14 protein-coding genes are annotated in these 13,418 nt (G+C 69.3%); 7 read left to right on the top strand and 7 right to left on the bottom strand.

Annotation, left to right across the window (positions count from 1 at the left end; translation table 11 throughout):
- Positions 1 to 236 precede the first annotated feature (236 nt).
- From coxB to ASF78_RS03075, 5 genes are all read left to right on the top strand, one after another.
- Positions 237 to 1,118, top strand: coding sequence for a cytochrome c oxidase subunit II (coxB, locus tag ASF78_RS03095; RefSeq protein WP_056584790.1), 882 nt, complete (start codon positions 237 to 239; stop codon positions 1,116 to 1,118).
- Positions 1,118 to 2,926: a cytochrome c oxidase subunit I gene (ctaD, locus tag ASF78_RS03090; protein ID WP_056584788.1), complete on the top strand. Its 1,809-nt coding sequence runs from the start codon at positions 1,118 to 1,120 to the stop codon at positions 2,924 to 2,926. Before coxB ends, ctaD begins: the two co-directional genes overlap by 1 nt.
- Positions 2,923 to 3,321 carry a cytochrome c oxidase subunit 4 gene (locus ASF78_RS03085; protein WP_056584786.1) on the top strand — a complete coding sequence of 133 codons (399 nt, stop codon included), beginning with the start codon at positions 2,923 to 2,925 and terminating at the stop codon, positions 3,319 to 3,321. The genes ctaD and ASF78_RS03085 overlap by 4 nt, the downstream gene beginning before the upstream one ends.
- 72 nt (positions 3,322 to 3,393) lie before the next feature.
- A complete protein-coding gene (locus ASF78_RS03080) occupies positions 3,394 to 3,792 on the top strand; it encodes an META domain-containing protein (protein WP_082494764.1) in 399 nt (132 codons plus the stop codon).
- Complete coding sequence (locus ASF78_RS03075) at positions 3,789 to 4,175, top strand: META domain-containing protein (RefSeq protein ID WP_056584782.1); 387 nt, start codon at positions 3,789 to 3,791, stop codon at positions 4,173 to 4,175. The genes ASF78_RS03080 and ASF78_RS03075 overlap by 4 nt, the downstream gene beginning before the upstream one ends.
- A 63-nt stretch (positions 4,176 to 4,238) precedes the next feature.
- Here the strand turns inward: ASF78_RS03075 and ASF78_RS03070 are convergent, their stop codons facing one another.
- The 5 genes from ASF78_RS03070 to ASF78_RS03050 all read right to left on the bottom strand — a co-directional run bounded on the left by ASF78_RS03070 (position 4,239) and on the right by ASF78_RS03050 (position 9,260).
- Positions 4,239 to 4,865 carry a superoxide dismutase gene (locus ASF78_RS03070; RefSeq protein ID WP_056588043.1) on the bottom strand — a complete coding sequence of 209 codons (627 nt, stop codon included), beginning with the start codon at positions 4,863 to 4,865 and terminating at the stop codon, positions 4,239 to 4,241.
- 123 nt (positions 4,866 to 4,988) lie between these two features.
- Positions 4,989 to 6,725, bottom strand: coding sequence for a cytochrome bc complex cytochrome b subunit (locus ASF78_RS03065; protein ID WP_056584779.1), 1,737 nt, complete (start codon positions 6,723 to 6,725; stop codon positions 4,989 to 4,991).
- On the bottom strand, positions 6,722 to 7,762 hold the full coding sequence (locus tag ASF78_RS03060; RefSeq protein ID WP_369816296.1) for a Rieske 2Fe-2S domain-containing protein: 1,041 nt from the start codon (positions 7,760 to 7,762) through the stop codon (positions 6,722 to 6,724). The genes ASF78_RS03065 and ASF78_RS03060 overlap by 4 nt, the downstream gene beginning before the upstream one ends.
- Entirely contained in the window at positions 7,759 to 8,544 is a 786-nt protein-coding gene (locus tag ASF78_RS03055) for a cytochrome c (protein WP_056584778.1), read from the bottom strand. The genes ASF78_RS03060 and ASF78_RS03055 overlap by 4 nt, the downstream gene beginning before the upstream one ends.
- A gap of 68 nt (positions 8,545 to 8,612) precedes the next feature.
- The gene (locus ASF78_RS03050) at positions 8,613 to 9,260 is read right to left on the bottom strand and encodes a heme-copper oxidase subunit III (protein ID WP_082494763.1); all 648 of its coding nucleotides are present in this window, start codon (positions 9,258 to 9,260) and stop codon (positions 8,613 to 8,615) included.
- 300 nt (positions 9,261 to 9,560) lie between these two features.
- Here ASF78_RS03050 and ASF78_RS03045 point away from each other — a divergent pair, with 300 nt between their 5' ends.
- Together ASF78_RS03045 and trpD are read left to right on the top strand one after the other, a co-directional pair.
- Positions 9,561 to 9,992, top strand: a complete 432-nt coding sequence (locus ASF78_RS03045; protein WP_056584775.1) for a response regulator transcription factor — start codon at positions 9,561 to 9,563, stop codon at positions 9,990 to 9,992.
- A complete protein-coding gene (gene trpD, locus ASF78_RS03040; RefSeq protein WP_056584774.1) occupies positions 9,989 to 11,056 on the top strand; it encodes an anthranilate phosphoribosyltransferase in 1,068 nt (355 codons plus the stop codon). Before ASF78_RS03045 ends, trpD begins: the two co-directional genes overlap by 4 nt.
- Before the next feature lie 144 nt (positions 11,057 to 11,200).
- Here the strand turns inward: trpD and ASF78_RS03035 are convergent, their stop codons facing one another.
- Both ASF78_RS03035 and ASF78_RS03030 read right to left on the bottom strand, forming a co-directional pair.
- Positions 11,201 to 11,482: an Lrp/AsnC family transcriptional regulator gene (locus tag ASF78_RS03035; RefSeq protein WP_055915755.1), complete on the bottom strand. Its 282-nt coding sequence runs from the start codon at positions 11,480 to 11,482 to the stop codon at positions 11,201 to 11,203.
- An 8-nt stretch (positions 11,483 to 11,490) separates the two neighbouring features.
- The gene (locus ASF78_RS03030) at positions 11,491 to 13,416 is read right to left on the bottom strand and encodes a DEDD exonuclease domain-containing protein (RefSeq protein ID WP_082494930.1); all 1,926 of its coding nucleotides are present in this window, start codon (positions 13,414 to 13,416) and stop codon (positions 11,491 to 11,493) included.
- Positions 13,417 to 13,418 lie beyond the last annotated feature (2 nt).

Raw genomic sequence — 13,418 nt, 5'->3', positions numbered from 1 at the left:
TAACCCCGCAGAGCCGCGACCAGGCGCGGGACCACCGGGATCGGCGCCGGGACGGACGTCGGGTCTCGTGAAGGCGGCGCGGTGTGATGGTGCTGACACGGTGTCGTCAACGGGTGTCGTCAGCACGAAAGGATCTGGACGGCGCGCTAGGCTGCACAGGTCGAGGACGAAGGTCCCGCACGGTGCCCTTCCGCAATGCAGGGGTGTCGACGGGACGCGAGTGAGAGGTCCCCCCGTTGCACCCGGACACCCCCCGTCGCACGCGGCGACCAGCCGCGTTGCTGGCCGGTCTGCTTGGCGTCGTCGCCGTCGCACTCAGCGGTTGTTCCGCCGAGGTGCAGCGCGGCTGGCTCCCCGGCAACTCCGACGCCGAGATCACCGACCAGACAGGTCGCATCACCAACCTGTGGGTCGGCTCCTGGATCGCCGCGCTCATCGTCGGCCTCATCACCTGGGGCCTGATCCTGTGGTGCGTCGCCGTCTACCGGAAGCGCAAGGGTGACGACACCCTCCCCGTGCAGCTGCGGTACCACGTGCCGCTCGAGGTCATGTACGTGATCCTGCCGATCATCATGGTCGGGGTGCTCTTCTACTACACCAACCGTGACACCTCCGCGATCGTCGCCACCGACGCCGAGGCGGACGTCCACGTGCAGGTCATCGGCAAGCAGTGGAGCTGGGACTTCAACTACCTCGACGACGACGCGTACGACACCGGTCAGCACGCGCAGGACGTCGGCTCCGCCGGGACCGGCGTGCTCCGCGACCAGGTCACCCTGTACCTGCCGGTGGACGAGCGGGTCGAGTTCACGCTCGACTCCCGCGACGTCATCCACTCGTTCTGGGTCCCCGCGTTCCTCTTCAAGATGGACATGATCCCGGGCAAGACGAACACGTTCCAGGTGACTCCGACCGAGGAGGGCGAGTACCTGGGCAAGTGCGCCGAGCTCTGCGGCGAGTACCACTCGTCGATGCTCTTCAACGTCAAGGTGGTCTCGCGCGAGGAGTACGACGCGCACATCGAGGAGCTGAAGGCCAAGGGTCAGGAAGGCTCGCTCGGTCTCGAGTACAGCCGCCAGCAGGACCTGGACAGCACTCCGCAGGAGGGTGAGAACTGATGGCCGCCGTCGCGGAGCACATCCCCGGCCTGGCGCCCTCGCGTCAGACCCTCGGGCGCACGGTGATCAAGTGGATCACCTCGACCGACCACAAGACGATCGGCTACCTGTACCTGATCACGTCGTTCGTCTGGTTCGCCATCGGCGGCATCCTGGCGCTGCTCATCCGCGCCGAGCTCTTCGCGCCGGGCATGGACGTCTTCCAGTCGCGTGAGCAGTACAACCAGGCGTTCACGATGCACGGCACGATCATGCTGCTGCTGTTCGCGACGCCGCTGTTCGCCGGGTTCGCCAACGTGATCATGCCGCTGCAGATCGGCGCGCCCGACGTGGCGTTCCCGCGGTTGAACATGCTGGCGTACTGGATGTTCTTCTTCGGCGGCTCGATCGCGGGGGCCGGCTTCTTCACGCCGCAGGGTGCCGCGTCGTTCGGCTGGTTCGCGTACGCGCCCCTGTCGAACACCGTGTACTCGCCGGGTGTCGGTGGTGACCTGTGGGTCTTCGGGCTCGCGCTCGCCGGCTTCGGCACCATCCTCGGTGCCGTCAACTTCATCACCACGATCGTCACCATGCGTGCGCCCGGCATGACGATGTTCCGGATGCCGATCTTCACCTGGAACACCCTGGTGACGTCGCTGCTGGTGCTCATGGCGTTCCCGCCGCTGGCCGCCGCGCTGTTCGCGCTCGGTGCGGACCGGCGCCTCGGAGCCCAGGTGTTCAACCCCGAGAACGGGGGAGCCATCCTGTGGCAGCACCTGTTCTGGTTCTTCGGTCACCCCGAGGTCTACATCATCGCGCTGCCGTTCTTCGGCATCATCACGGAGATCCTTCCGGTCTTCAGCCGCAAGCCGATCTTCGGGTACAAGGGCCTGGTCTACGCGACGATCGCGATCGCCGCGCTGTCCGTGACCGTGTGGGCGCACCACATGTACGTCACCGGCGCCGTGCTCCTGCCGTTCTTCGCGTTCATGACGATGCTCATCGCCGTCCCGACCGGTGTGAAGTTCTTCAACTGGATCGGCACGATGTGGCGCGGCAAGCTCACCTTCGAGACGCCGATGCTCTGGACGATCGGCTTCCTCGTCACGTTCCTGTTCGGTGGCCTGACGGGCATCATCCTGTCCAGCCCGGCGCTCGACTTCCCCCTGTCGGACTCCTACTTCGTCGTCGCGCACTTCCACTACGTCGTCTTCGGCACGGTCGTGTTCGCGATGTTCGCGGGCTTCTACTTCTGGTGGCCCAAGATGACGGGCCGGATGCTCGACGAGAAGCTGGGCAAGATCCACTTCTGGCTCTTGTTCATCGGCTTCCACACCACCTTCCTCATCCAGCACTGGTTGGGCGTCAAGGGCATGCCGCGGCGGTACGCGGACTACTCGCCCGACGACGGCTTCACATGGATGAACCAGCTCTCCACCATCGGTGCCGTCATCCTCGCCGCCTCGACGCTGCCGTTCCTCTGGAACGTCTACACGACGTGGCGCAACGCACCCCTGGTCACCGTCGACGACCCGTGGGGCTACGGCGCGTCGCTCGAGTGGGCCACCAGCTGCCCGCCCCCGCGGCACAACTTCACGTCGCTGCCACGGATCCGGTCCGAGCGTCCCGCGTTCGACCTGCACCACCCCGAGGTCGCCGCCATGGACCACGTCGAACCCAACCCCGGTCCGCTGGACTGGGAGGCGGACCGCCGCGGTGAGAGCGAGGTCGCGGCCGACCGCGTCGTCAATGACAAGGGTGAGCCGGAGCAGTCGTCCGCGACGATCGTCGACGACCGCCCGGGCGCCGAGGAGGAGGGCACCCGATGAAGCTCGAGACCAAGCTCTTCCTCTACGGCGTCCTGTTCTTCGTCCCCGTCGGACTGATCTACGCCTGGTGGAGCGGCGGCGAGGCGGTCGGTACCGTCGGGATCCCGCTCGTCGGTGGGCTCGTCGGCATGATCGGCGCTTACTTCGCTCTCCTGTCGCGCCGGATCGACGACCGTCCCGAGGACGACCCGCTGGGCGAGATCGAGCAGGGCGCCGGCGACCAGGGCGTGTTCAGCCCGTGGAGCTGGTGGCCGCTGGTGCTCGGCATCTCCGGTGCGATCACGTTCGCCGGCCTCGCGGTCGGCTGGTGGCTGTCGTACATCGGTATCGCCCTCGGCGTCATCGGCCTGGTCGGCTGGGTGTTCGAGTTCTCCCGCGGGCAGCACGCCCACTGACCGACATGCCCGAGAAGGCCCTCACCGTCCCGGTGAGGGCCTTCTCGCGTCCTCTGCGCTAGCGTCGGCGGTATGAGGCATTCGCGTCGATCTGCGGCCCGTTCCTTCGCGCTCCTCGTCGTCGCAGGAGGTGTGCTCGCGGGATGTGCGAGCAGCTCCGGGTCGGGTGCGGCGCTCGCCGACTCCGACGTCGCCGGTGAGTGGTCTCAGCCGGACTCCGAACCACGCGTCTACCTGGAGCTCGGCGAGGACGGTGCCCTGACCGGCAGCGACGGCTGCAACCAGCTCACGGGGACGTGGGAGGTCGACGGGACCGAGGTCGACTTCAGCGACCTGGCGGCGACGATGATGGCCTGCGAGGACGTCGACACGTGGCTCGTCGGCGCCGAGTCCGCCACGATCGACGGTGGCGAGATGACCGTGCTCGGTGAGGGCGACAAGGAGATCGGGACCTTGGAGAAGTCTGAGTGAACCGGTCCCGGGTGACCACGTCGGTGATCGCCCTCACCCTCGCGGGTGCGGCGCTCGTCGCGTGCGCCGACGGATCCCCGAGCAGCGACCCCGTCGACGACGTCACCGGCCTCTGGGGGATGCAGGACACGGAGGGGATCGCCTCGCTCGAGCTTGCCGAGGACGGCACCGCCACCGGGACCGACGGGTGCAACCGGATGTCGGGCACCTGGGAGCAGCACGGCACCCAGGTCGCCTTCGGGGAGTGGGCCACGACGCGGATGGCGTGCCAGAGCGTCGACACCTGGCTGTCGCTCGCGGTGAAGGCCACCGTCGAGGGCGAGAACCTGATCTTCGCCGACGAGAACGGCATCGAGATCGGGACGCTGCAGCCGAACTCCTGAGCTGCCCGTACGTGCCTGAGGGCCGCCTCCCGAACGGGTGGCGGCCCTCAGGCGTGACGACGGTCAGACGGGGACGATGAGGCCCGCGGTCTGCGTCCGTGCGCGGTCGAAGCGCGCGGCCGCGTCAGCCCAGCTGACGATGTTCCACCACGCCTTGACGTAGTCCGCCTTGACGTTGACGTAGTCGAGGTAGAAGGCGTGCTCCCACATGTCGAGGACGACGACGGGAACCAGGCCCAGCGCGATGTTGCTCTGCTGGTCGTACAGCTGCACGATCACGAGCTTCTGACCGATGGAGTCCCACGCGAGGATCGACCAGCCGGAGCCCTGGATGCCGAGCGCGTTCGCGGCGAAGTGCTTCTGGAAGGCCTCGAACGAGCCGAAGAACTCGTCGATCGCGGCACCCAGCTCACCGGTCGGCTTGTCGCCGCCGTCCGGGGAGAGGTTCTGCCAGAACACGGAGTGGTTGACGTGACCGCCGAGGTTGAACGCGAGGTTCTTCTCGTGCAGGTTCACGGCGGCGAAGTCGTCGGCGGCACGGGCCGCCGCGAGCTTCTCGAGCGCCGTGTTCGCGCCCGTCACGTACGCGGCGTGGTGCTTGTCATGGTGCAGCTCCATGATCCGGCCCGAGATGTGCGGCTCGAGGGCCGCGTAGTCGTAGGGCAGATCCGGAAGCGAGTAGTCAGCCATGCGTGAGTACACCTCTCCTGCGTCGGTCTGGGACCACATGTCGCGGTCCGCTCTGTACAAAAGGAACGGGCGGCCCGCCGTTACGGCGAGCCGCCCGACTCCACGGTCAACTCTCGTCCAGGATCAGCGATTCCGCCTGTCGGGCGCCGTCTCATCCTGCGGATCCACCAGGTGCTGCCCGCCGCCCACGGCGCCGGTCAGCTCGGCCGGCGCGTGCTCACCGGTGGGCTCGATCGCGTCGTGCTGGCCGTGCGAGTGCGACGCGGCCAGCTCGGCGGGCGTCACCGGTTCGATGCGGTCCTCGTAGAACGTCTGCGAGAGACGCTGGCGCATCCGGTCCAGCCGGTAGCCCTTGCGGCGGACGCCACGCGAGTCCTCCGCCGGCTCGATCTCCAGCGGGCGGATCGCGTCGTGCTGCACCCGCAGCCAGCGCTCATGGGCGTCCAGAGGCTTGTGCACCTCGATGTACTCACCGTTGGCGAACCGCACGATGCGACCCGTCTCGTGACCGTGCAGGACCAGCTCGCGGTCCTTGCGCTGCAGACCGAGGCAGATGCGCTTGGTCACCCAGAAGGCGAACCAGGGACCGACGAAGATCAGGACACGGAACGCCCACGTGATGTCGTTGAGCGACATGTGGAAGTGCGTCGCGATCAGGTCGTTGGACCCGGCCAGCACCAGGATGAAGAAGGCCGTCAGGAGCGAGACGCCGAACGCGGTCCGGAACGGCCGGTTGCGGGGGCGGTCCAGGACGTGGTGCTCACGCTTGTCGCCCGTCGCGAACGCCTCGATGAACGGGTACGCCGCGAGCAGCGTGAACAGGATGCCCGGCACGACCATCGCCGGGATGATCACGTTGAGGGACAGCGTGTAGTGCCCGATGACGACCTCGGTGAACCCTGGCATCAGACGTAGGGAGCCTTCGAGGAAGAGCATGTACCAGTCCGGTTGAGCTCCCGCCGAGATCGGTGACGGGTCGTACGGGCCGTAGTTCCACACCGGGTTGATCGACATCGTCGCCGCCATGAGCGCGATGACGCCGAAGACGGTGAAGAAGTAGCCGCCCGCCTTCGCCACGTAGATCGGGAACAGCGGGTAGCCGACGACGTTCTTGTCCGACCGACCTGAGCCCGGGTACTGGGTGTGCTTGTGCAGGACGACGAAGAACAGGTGCAGGCCGATGAGCGCCAGGATGATGCCGGGCACCAGCAGGATGTGCACGGTGAAGAGGCGGGGGATGAGGTCCGTCCCGGGGAACTCTCCACCGAAGATGTAGAACGACATGTAGCTGCCGATGATCGGGATGGCGCGCACGACACCGTCGGTGATGCGCAGACCGTTGCCCGACAGGACGTCGTCCGGGAGCGAGTAGCCCGAGAAGCCGGCGGCGAGGCCGAGGATGAGCAGCAGGAAGCCGACCACCCAGTTGACCTCGCGGGGCTTGCGGAACGCGCCCGTGAAGAACACCCGCATCATGTGCGTGACGATCGCGGCCATGAAGATCAGGGCGGCCCAGTGGTGGATCTGCCGCATGAGCAGCCCACCGCGGACCTCGAACGACAGGCGGAGCGTCGAGGCGAACGCCTCGGACATCTCGACGCCGTTCATCGCGGCCCAGGGGCCCTCGTAGTGGACCTCGTTCATGCTCGGCACGAAGAACAGCGTGAGGAACACGCCCGAGATCAGGATCGTGATGAAGCTGAACAGGGCGATCTCACCGAGCAGGAACGACCAGTGGTCCGGGAAGATCTTGCGGGCGAACGTCTTGACGAACGTCCCGACTCCGGTGCGCTGGTCGAGGTAGTCCGCGGTTCCCGCGGCGACCTTCTCGACAGGGGTGGGGGTGGCTGTGGTCGTCATCTGGCCAGACGCTCCCAATAGCTCGGGCCGACGGGCTCGGTGAAGTCGCTCTGAGCGATCAGGTAGCCCTCGTCATCGACGGTGATCGGCAGCTGCGGCAGAGGCCGCTTCGCCGGTCCGAACACGACCTTCGCTCCGTCCGCCACGTCGAACGTCGACTGGTGGCACGGGCACAGGAGGTGGTGGGTCTGCTGCTCGTACAGCGCGACCGGACAACCCACATGGGTGCAGATCTTGGAGTAGGCGACGATCCCGTCGTACGACCACCCCTTGCGGTCCTCAGCCTCGGTGAGGTCTGCAGGGTCGAGGCGGACCAGCAGGACGACGGCCTTGGCCTTCTCGTCGAGCGGGTGCTCCGCCTCGTCGAGGTTCTCGGGGATCACGTGGAACACCGAGCCGATGGTCACGTCGGCGGCCTTGATCGGCCGGCCCGACGGGTCCGTCGCGAGCTTGGTGCCCTTCTTCCACATCGTGTGACGGAACTTCGAGACGTTCCAGTCACCGCCCGTGTTGCCGATGAACGGGACGAGCAGTGCGACCGGGAAGAGCGCGAGGGCCGAGATCATCGCGCCCTGCAGCACCCCGCGACGACCGATGGCCGAGTCGCTGGCGCCGTCCTTGAGGGCGACGACTGCAGCCTCTCGGTTCTCGTCCGAGCTGCGCTGCAGGTGCCGGTCCTCGGACTTCTCGTGGTCGTTCATGAGCGCCTTCGCCCAGTGGACGGCCGCGAAGCCGATGCCGAGGAGGCTCAGTGCGAGGCCGAGGCCGAGCGCGAGGTTCGATCGGAGCATCGACTCGGGCGTCTCACCGGGCGGGACGGCGAAGTAGGCGACCAGGAAGCCGATCGAGGCGAGCACGGAGACGGCGAACAGGGCGACGACCTGACGTTCGGCCCGCTTGTTGGCCTTCGGGTCGTTGTCGCCCATGCGGTCGTGGTGCTCCGGGTGCCCCGGGTCCTCGAACCGGTCGGGCAGCGCGCCCGGCTCGTGCGTGACGATCTCGTTGCTGGCCTCGTGGCCGGTGTCGTGGTTGGTCACGAGGACTTCGCTCCGATCCAGACGGCTGCGCCGATGAGCAGGCCCATGCCGACGACCCAGGCCCACAGGCCCTCGCTCACCGGTCCGAGGGAGCCGAGGTCGAGCCCGCCGGGTGAGGTACCACCCTGCTGGTCGATGAACGCGATGATGTCGCGCTTCTCCTCGGGCGTGATGTTCGCGTCGTTGAAGACGGGCATCGACTGCGGGCCGGTCAGCATGGCCTCGTACAGGTGGGTGGGGGTGGTCTCCCACAGGTTGGGCGCGAACTTGCCCTGGGAGAGCGCACCACCGGCGCCGACGGCGTTGTGGCACATCGCGCAGTTGGTGCGGAAGATCAGCATGCCGTTGGCGACGTCACCGAGGGCGGGATCGACCTGCTCAGGCGTGGGGATGGCCGGTCCTGCACCCAAGGAGGCGACGAACGCCGCAAGGGCGTTGATCTGCTCCTGGTCGAACTGGACCGGCTTCGGGAGCGCCTGCGGACCACTCATCTGCATGGGCATGCGACCGGTACCGACCTGGAAGTCGACAGCCGCGGCGCCCACCCCGATGAGGGACGGGCCGCTCGCCGTGCCGGACGCGGCCGGCCCGTGGCAGGAGGCGCAGTTGGCCTGGAACAGCTTCTCGCCGGTCGCGATGTCGTTCGTGCTCGCCTGCACGGGCGCCGCGTCGGCCGACGTCGGTGCCAGCACCGCGTACAGGCCACCGGTGAGCAGCAGCGCCAGCAGGAGCAGCACGATCGGCGCACGCCGATCCTGCCTGCGGGCTGCGAGTGCCTTCACGGATCGATCCTCGTCTCGCACATGGGGGATAGGGACTACGAGGCGTCGGGCGGGGGCGCCCGCCGCCCCTACTTCAGGAGGTAGATGACGGCGAACAGCGCGATCCACACGACGTCGACGAAGTGCCAGTAGTACGACGTCACGATCGCGGTCGTGGCCTCGTGATGACCGAAGCGCTTGGCGCTGAACGAGCGACCGAGCAGGAAGAGGAAGGCGAGCAGACCGCCGACGACGTGCAGACCGTGGAACCCGGTCGTCAGGTAGAACACCGAGCCGTAGGGGCTCGACGAGATCGTGAGGCCCTCGTGGACGAGCTCGGCGTACTCGTAGATCTGGCCGCCGATGAACACGGCGCCCATGATGTACGTGAGGGCCATCCACTCGTTCATGCCCCACCGGTTCACCTGGAACAGCGAACCCGTGCGCACCGGCTGGAACCGCTCCGCGGCCCACACACCCATCTGGCACGTCACCGACGACAGCACCAGCACCGTCGTGTTGATCGCGGCGAAGGTGATGTTGAGCTTGGGCGTGTTCTCCGCCCAGGCCGCCGGATCGGCGCCACGGAGCGTGAAGTACATGGCGAAGAGGCCGGCGAAGAACATGAGCTCGCTGGCCAGCCAGACGATCGTCCCCACCGAGACAGGGTTCGGTCGGTTGACGCTCACGTGGGGGCTGGTGCGCGGGGCAGCCGTTGCGGTCGACACGATCGCCATTATGGCTGATGACACCCGTACATGGGACGTCGGACCCTCAGCGTGGCCACAGGGAAATGTCACACCGTCATGATCCGGAGCCTCGCGCGCGAGGAGCGGCCCGGAGATCATGCGGATCTTCGCCCTGCACGACGGGGCGTGAACCGGTGCTCACGGGTTCGCCGTCCCGTCGTGCGCGGGCGCGTCGCGCGCCGCGTGATATGCGTCCGGGCGACCCGTCCACGGTCCTGCCCGCGCTGGTGGGACGAGCCGTGCCAGAATCCCCAACGGACGCACGTCGACGACGAGTGAGGACCTTCCATGAGCACGGCGCAGCCCGAGAACGCAGGAGCGGCCACCCCCGGTCCGCGGATCCTTCTGTACAGCGACGACGTCGACGCCCGTGCGCAGGTGCGGCTCGCGGTCGGTCGTCGTCTCCGGCGTGGCGCACCCGACATCGAGTGGGTCGAGGTAGCCACCGCCGCGGCCGTCATCGCGCAGGCCGAGTCGGGCGGGCTCGACCTCCTGATCCTCGACGGCGAGGCCGACAAGGTCGGGGGCCTCGGGCTCGCGCGCCAGCTCAAGGACGAGATCTTCCGGTGCCCGCCGACCCTGGTCCTCACCGGACGCCCGCAGGACGCGTGGCTCGCGTCCTGGTCGAACGCCGATGCCGTCGTGAGCCGGCCCCTCGACCCGGTCGAGCTGCACGGGGCCGTCGCGGCGATCGTCGAGCCGTCGGCCGTCACCCGATGACGGACGGTCCCACCGCACCGGCCCCGCCCACGTGGCCCGATCTCTTCGCCACGCTGGCGTCACGGCAGGACCTCTCGACGGCGCAGACGTCGTGGGCGATGTCCGAGATCATGAGCGGCGCCGCGTCGACCCCGAAGATCGCGGCGTTCCTGCTCGGGCTGAAGACCAAGGGCGAGTCCGTGGACGAGCTCATGGCGCTGGCCGACACGATGCTCGGGCACGCCGTCCGCATCGAGGTCCCGGGGCGGACGCTCGACATCGTCGGCACCGGCGGCGACCGGTCCCACACGGTCAACATCTCCACGATGTCCGCGCTCGTCATCGCGGGCGCCGGGATCACGGTCGTCAAGCACGGCAACCGTGCCGCGTCGTCGTCGTCCGGCTCGGCCGACGTGCTCGAGGAGCTGGGCATCCGGCTCGACCACACACCCGCCCGCATCGCCGAGCTCGCCACCGAGGTGGGCATCACCTTCTGCTTCGCGCAGGTGTTCCACCCCTCGTTCCGGCACACCGCCGCGGCGCGCACCGAGCTGGGCATCGGGACCGCCTTCAACTTCCTCGGGCCGCTCACCAACCCCGCCCAGCCACGGTCCGCCGCGATCGGTGTCGCGGAGGCGCGGATGGCACCACTCCTGGCCGGCGTGCTCGCCAGGCGAGGTGCCGGTGCGCTCGTGTTCCGCGGCGAGGACGGGCTCGACGAGATCGCCCCGACCGGGCCCACGCGCCTCTGGGAGGTCCGGGACGGTGGCGTCACCGAGTCGGTGATCGACTGGGAGACCGACCTCGGGGTCGCACGGATCACCCTCGAGTCGCTGCGCGGGGCGAAGGCGGACTACAACGCCGACGTCGCACGGCGGTTGCTCGACGGTCAGACCGGCCCCGTGCGCGAGACCGTGCTGCTCAACGTCGCGGCGGCGCTCGTCGCGGACGGCACCCTGCCGGGCACCGCGGACGGCACGCTCGTCGAGCGGCTGGCGGCGGGCAGCGAGCACGCCCGGGCCGCCCTGGACAGCGGCGCGGCGGCGGCGGCGCTGGCGCGCTGGCGCGAGGCGAGCGCGCGCTGACGCGCTCCGGGCGAGTGACGCTCCGCGCCCCTCACCCTGCGCTGCGCTCCGGCTCAGTCCTCCRGTGCTGRTGGTCGGACTGAGCCTGCGCTCCGCTCCGGGCGAGTGACGCTCCGCGCCCCTCACCCTGCGCTGCGCTCCGGCTCAGTCCTCCAGACCGAGGGCGAACGCCTGCTCCAGGTCGTGCTGCGAGTACGTGCGGAACGCGATGTACGTCTGGGTGCGCAGGACGCCCTCGATCTTGCTCACCTTGTCCGCGATGACGTCCGCGAGGTCGTCGTGCTCACGCACCCGGACCATGGCGATGAGGTCGACCTCCCCGGTCACGGAGTAGACCTCGCTGACCCCGGGCAGGTCCGCGATGGCGGCGGCGACCTCGGGGATCCTCGCGGCGTCCGAGTCGATGAGAACGATGGCGGTCAGCATGCTCGTCATCATGCCGTGCGCGGCGGACGGGCGCTGATCGGGATGACCCGCGCGTCGTCCAGGTCGAGCGACACGGGCCGTGCCTCGGTGACGTCCAGCTCCCGCTCTCCGGGTGCACCGTCGGATGCCGGCACCAGCTGGACGACGCGACCGTCCTCGGTGGTCGCGAGACGGGGTCTGACCAGGGAGCCGACCGCCGCGGCGGGGTCGCCCAGCGCCTCGGCGGAGCGCACGGGGCACGCCCAGGGGGTGTCGACGGCGACGAGCCGGACGCCGGGCTTCTCCAGCCACGCGAGGATCAGGTCGGTCTCCTCGGGGTGGGCTGCCGTCGCGGGTGCGACGGCGGGCTCGACCTGCTCGCCGGTGGCCTGCAGGGTGGCGATCGTCGGCCGGGGGTCGGTGCGACGGTCGACGCGCGCCGTCCCGGCGAGGCGCCCGTAGCGCACCAGCACGACCTCCCACCCGCCGTCGTCGGACCGGCGAGCTGCGACCAGCTCGGCACAGGAGGCGAGCGGCGCGAACCGCTGGGCCCGTGCCGCGCCGCGCAGGAACCCGCCGAGCCGGTCCCGGACCGTCGCGGCCTCCTCGAACCGTTCCTGCGCCGAGAGCAGGGCGATCCGGTCGGCGTGGGCCTCGACCACCGGTGCGGCGTCGGCGAGCATCGCGTGCCGCACGCGGTCGACGACGTCGGAGTAGTCCGGAGCGCTCTGGTGACCGGTGCAGGGCGCCCCGCACCGGCCCAGCCCGGCGAGCACGCAGGCGGAGGAGCCGGCCGGCGCCACCAGGGGGAGCCGCCGGGTGCACTGCCGGATCGGGAAGCTCTCGTGCAGGGCGTCGACGGCCAGCTGCGCGGTCGACGCCGAGGTGAACGGCCCGATGTAGGTGGCGCCGACCTCGTCCTTGACCTCCCGGACGACGGAGAGGCGCGGGTACGGCTCGGAGGTCAGCCTGACCCACGGCATCCGCTCGGGGAACCGGGAGCGGCGGTTGTACCGGGGGGAGTGGGCGGCGATGAGCCGCAGCTCCCGGATGCGGGCCTCGAGGGGCGTGGCGCACGGGATCGGGTCGACGCGGTGGGCGACCCGGACCATCTCGATCATCCGGCTGCGCTTCTCGGCGGAGGTGAAGTAGGACCGGACGCGCTGACGCAGCGACGTGGTGGACGTGCCGACGTACAGGACCTCGTCTCCGGGTCCGCGGAACAGGTAGACGCCCGGGGTGTCCGGGAGCCCGTCGGCGAGGGTGCGCTTGCGTCGCACGTCCTGCGGTACGGGGTCCGTCGCGGTGGCGAGGTCCTCCAGGTGCGTGACGCCGAGGGGCGCGAGCCGGGACAGGAGGGCGTGCAGCACGTCGACGGTCGCCTGCGCGTCCGACAGGGCCCGGTGGTTGGGCGTCACGGTGGCGTGGAAGAGCCCGGCGAGGGTCGAGAGCTTGTGGTTCGGCGCCTCGTCGCGCGTGACGACCCGCCGGGCCAGCCGGACCGTGTCCACCACCTGGTTGCCGGGCCACGCGTGGCCGGTCCGGGCCGCGGCCGCCTTGAGGAAGCTGATGTCGAACGGGGCGTTGTGCGCGACGAGCACGGCTCCGCGGGAGAACTCGAGGAAGCTGGGCAGCACCTGCTCGATCGGTGGGGCGCCGATCAGCATGGTGGTGGTGATCCCGGTGAGCACCTGGATGAACGCCGGGACGGGGCCTCCGGGGTCCACGAGCGTCTGGAACTCGCCGAGGACCTCGCCGCCGCGCACCTTGACCGCCCCGATCTCGGTGATCGCGCAGTCCGCAGGGGTGCCACCCGTGGTCTCCAGGTCGACGACGACGAAGGTGACGTCGGACAGCGGCGTCCCCAGGTCCTCGAGGCTGAGCTGGACGGGGTGCCCGGCCGGGTCGGGGGTGGCGTCCGCCCAGACGGGGCGCAGGCGGCGGACGGTCGACATGA

It is taken from the genome of Cellulomonas sp. Leaf334, from assembly GCF_001424195.1.
Classification (GTDB): domain Bacteria; phylum Actinomycetota; class Actinomycetes; order Actinomycetales; family Cellulomonadaceae; genus Cellulomonas.
The sequence above is the reverse complement of the archived record's forward strand: the minus strand, read 5'-3'. Positions and strand labels throughout refer to the sequence as shown.

Coding starts and splice junctions, on each gene's coding strand:
- ctaD (WP_056584788.1), top strand. CDS start 1,118: ATGGCCGCCGTCGCGGAGCACATCCCCGGCCTGGCGCCCTCGCGTCAG.
- ASF78_RS03085 (WP_056584786.1), top strand. CDS start 2,923: ATGAAGCTCGAGACCAAGCTCTTCCTCTACGGCGTCCTGTTCTTCGTC.
- ASF78_RS03080 (WP_082494764.1), top strand. CDS start 3,394: ATGAGGCATTCGCGTCGATCTGCGGCCCGTTCCTTCGCGCTCCTCGTC.
- ASF78_RS03070 (WP_056588043.1), bottom strand. CDS start 4,865: ATGGCTGACTACTCGCTTCCGGATCTGCCCTACGACTACGCGGCCCTC.
- ASF78_RS03065 (WP_056584779.1), bottom strand. CDS start 6,725: ATGACGACCACAGCCACCCCCACCCCTGTCGAGAAGGTCGCCGCGGGA.
- ASF78_RS03050 (WP_082494763.1), bottom strand. CDS start 9,260: ATGGCGATCGTGTCGACCGCAACGGCTGCCCCGCGCACCAGCCCCCAC.
- ASF78_RS03045 (WP_056584775.1), top strand. CDS start 9,561: ATGAGCACGGCGCAGCCCGAGAACGCAGGAGCGGCCACCCCCGGTCCG.
- trpD (WP_056584774.1), top strand. CDS start 9,989: ATGACGGACGGTCCCACCGCACCGGCCCCGCCCACGTGGCCCGATCTC.
- ASF78_RS03035 (WP_055915755.1), bottom strand. CDS start 11,482: ATGCTGACCGCCATCGTTCTCATCGACTCGGACGCCGCGAGGATCCCC.
- ASF78_RS03030 (WP_082494930.1), bottom strand. CDS start 13,416: ATGTCGACCGTCCGCCGCCTGCGCCCCGTCTGGGCGGACGCCACCCCC.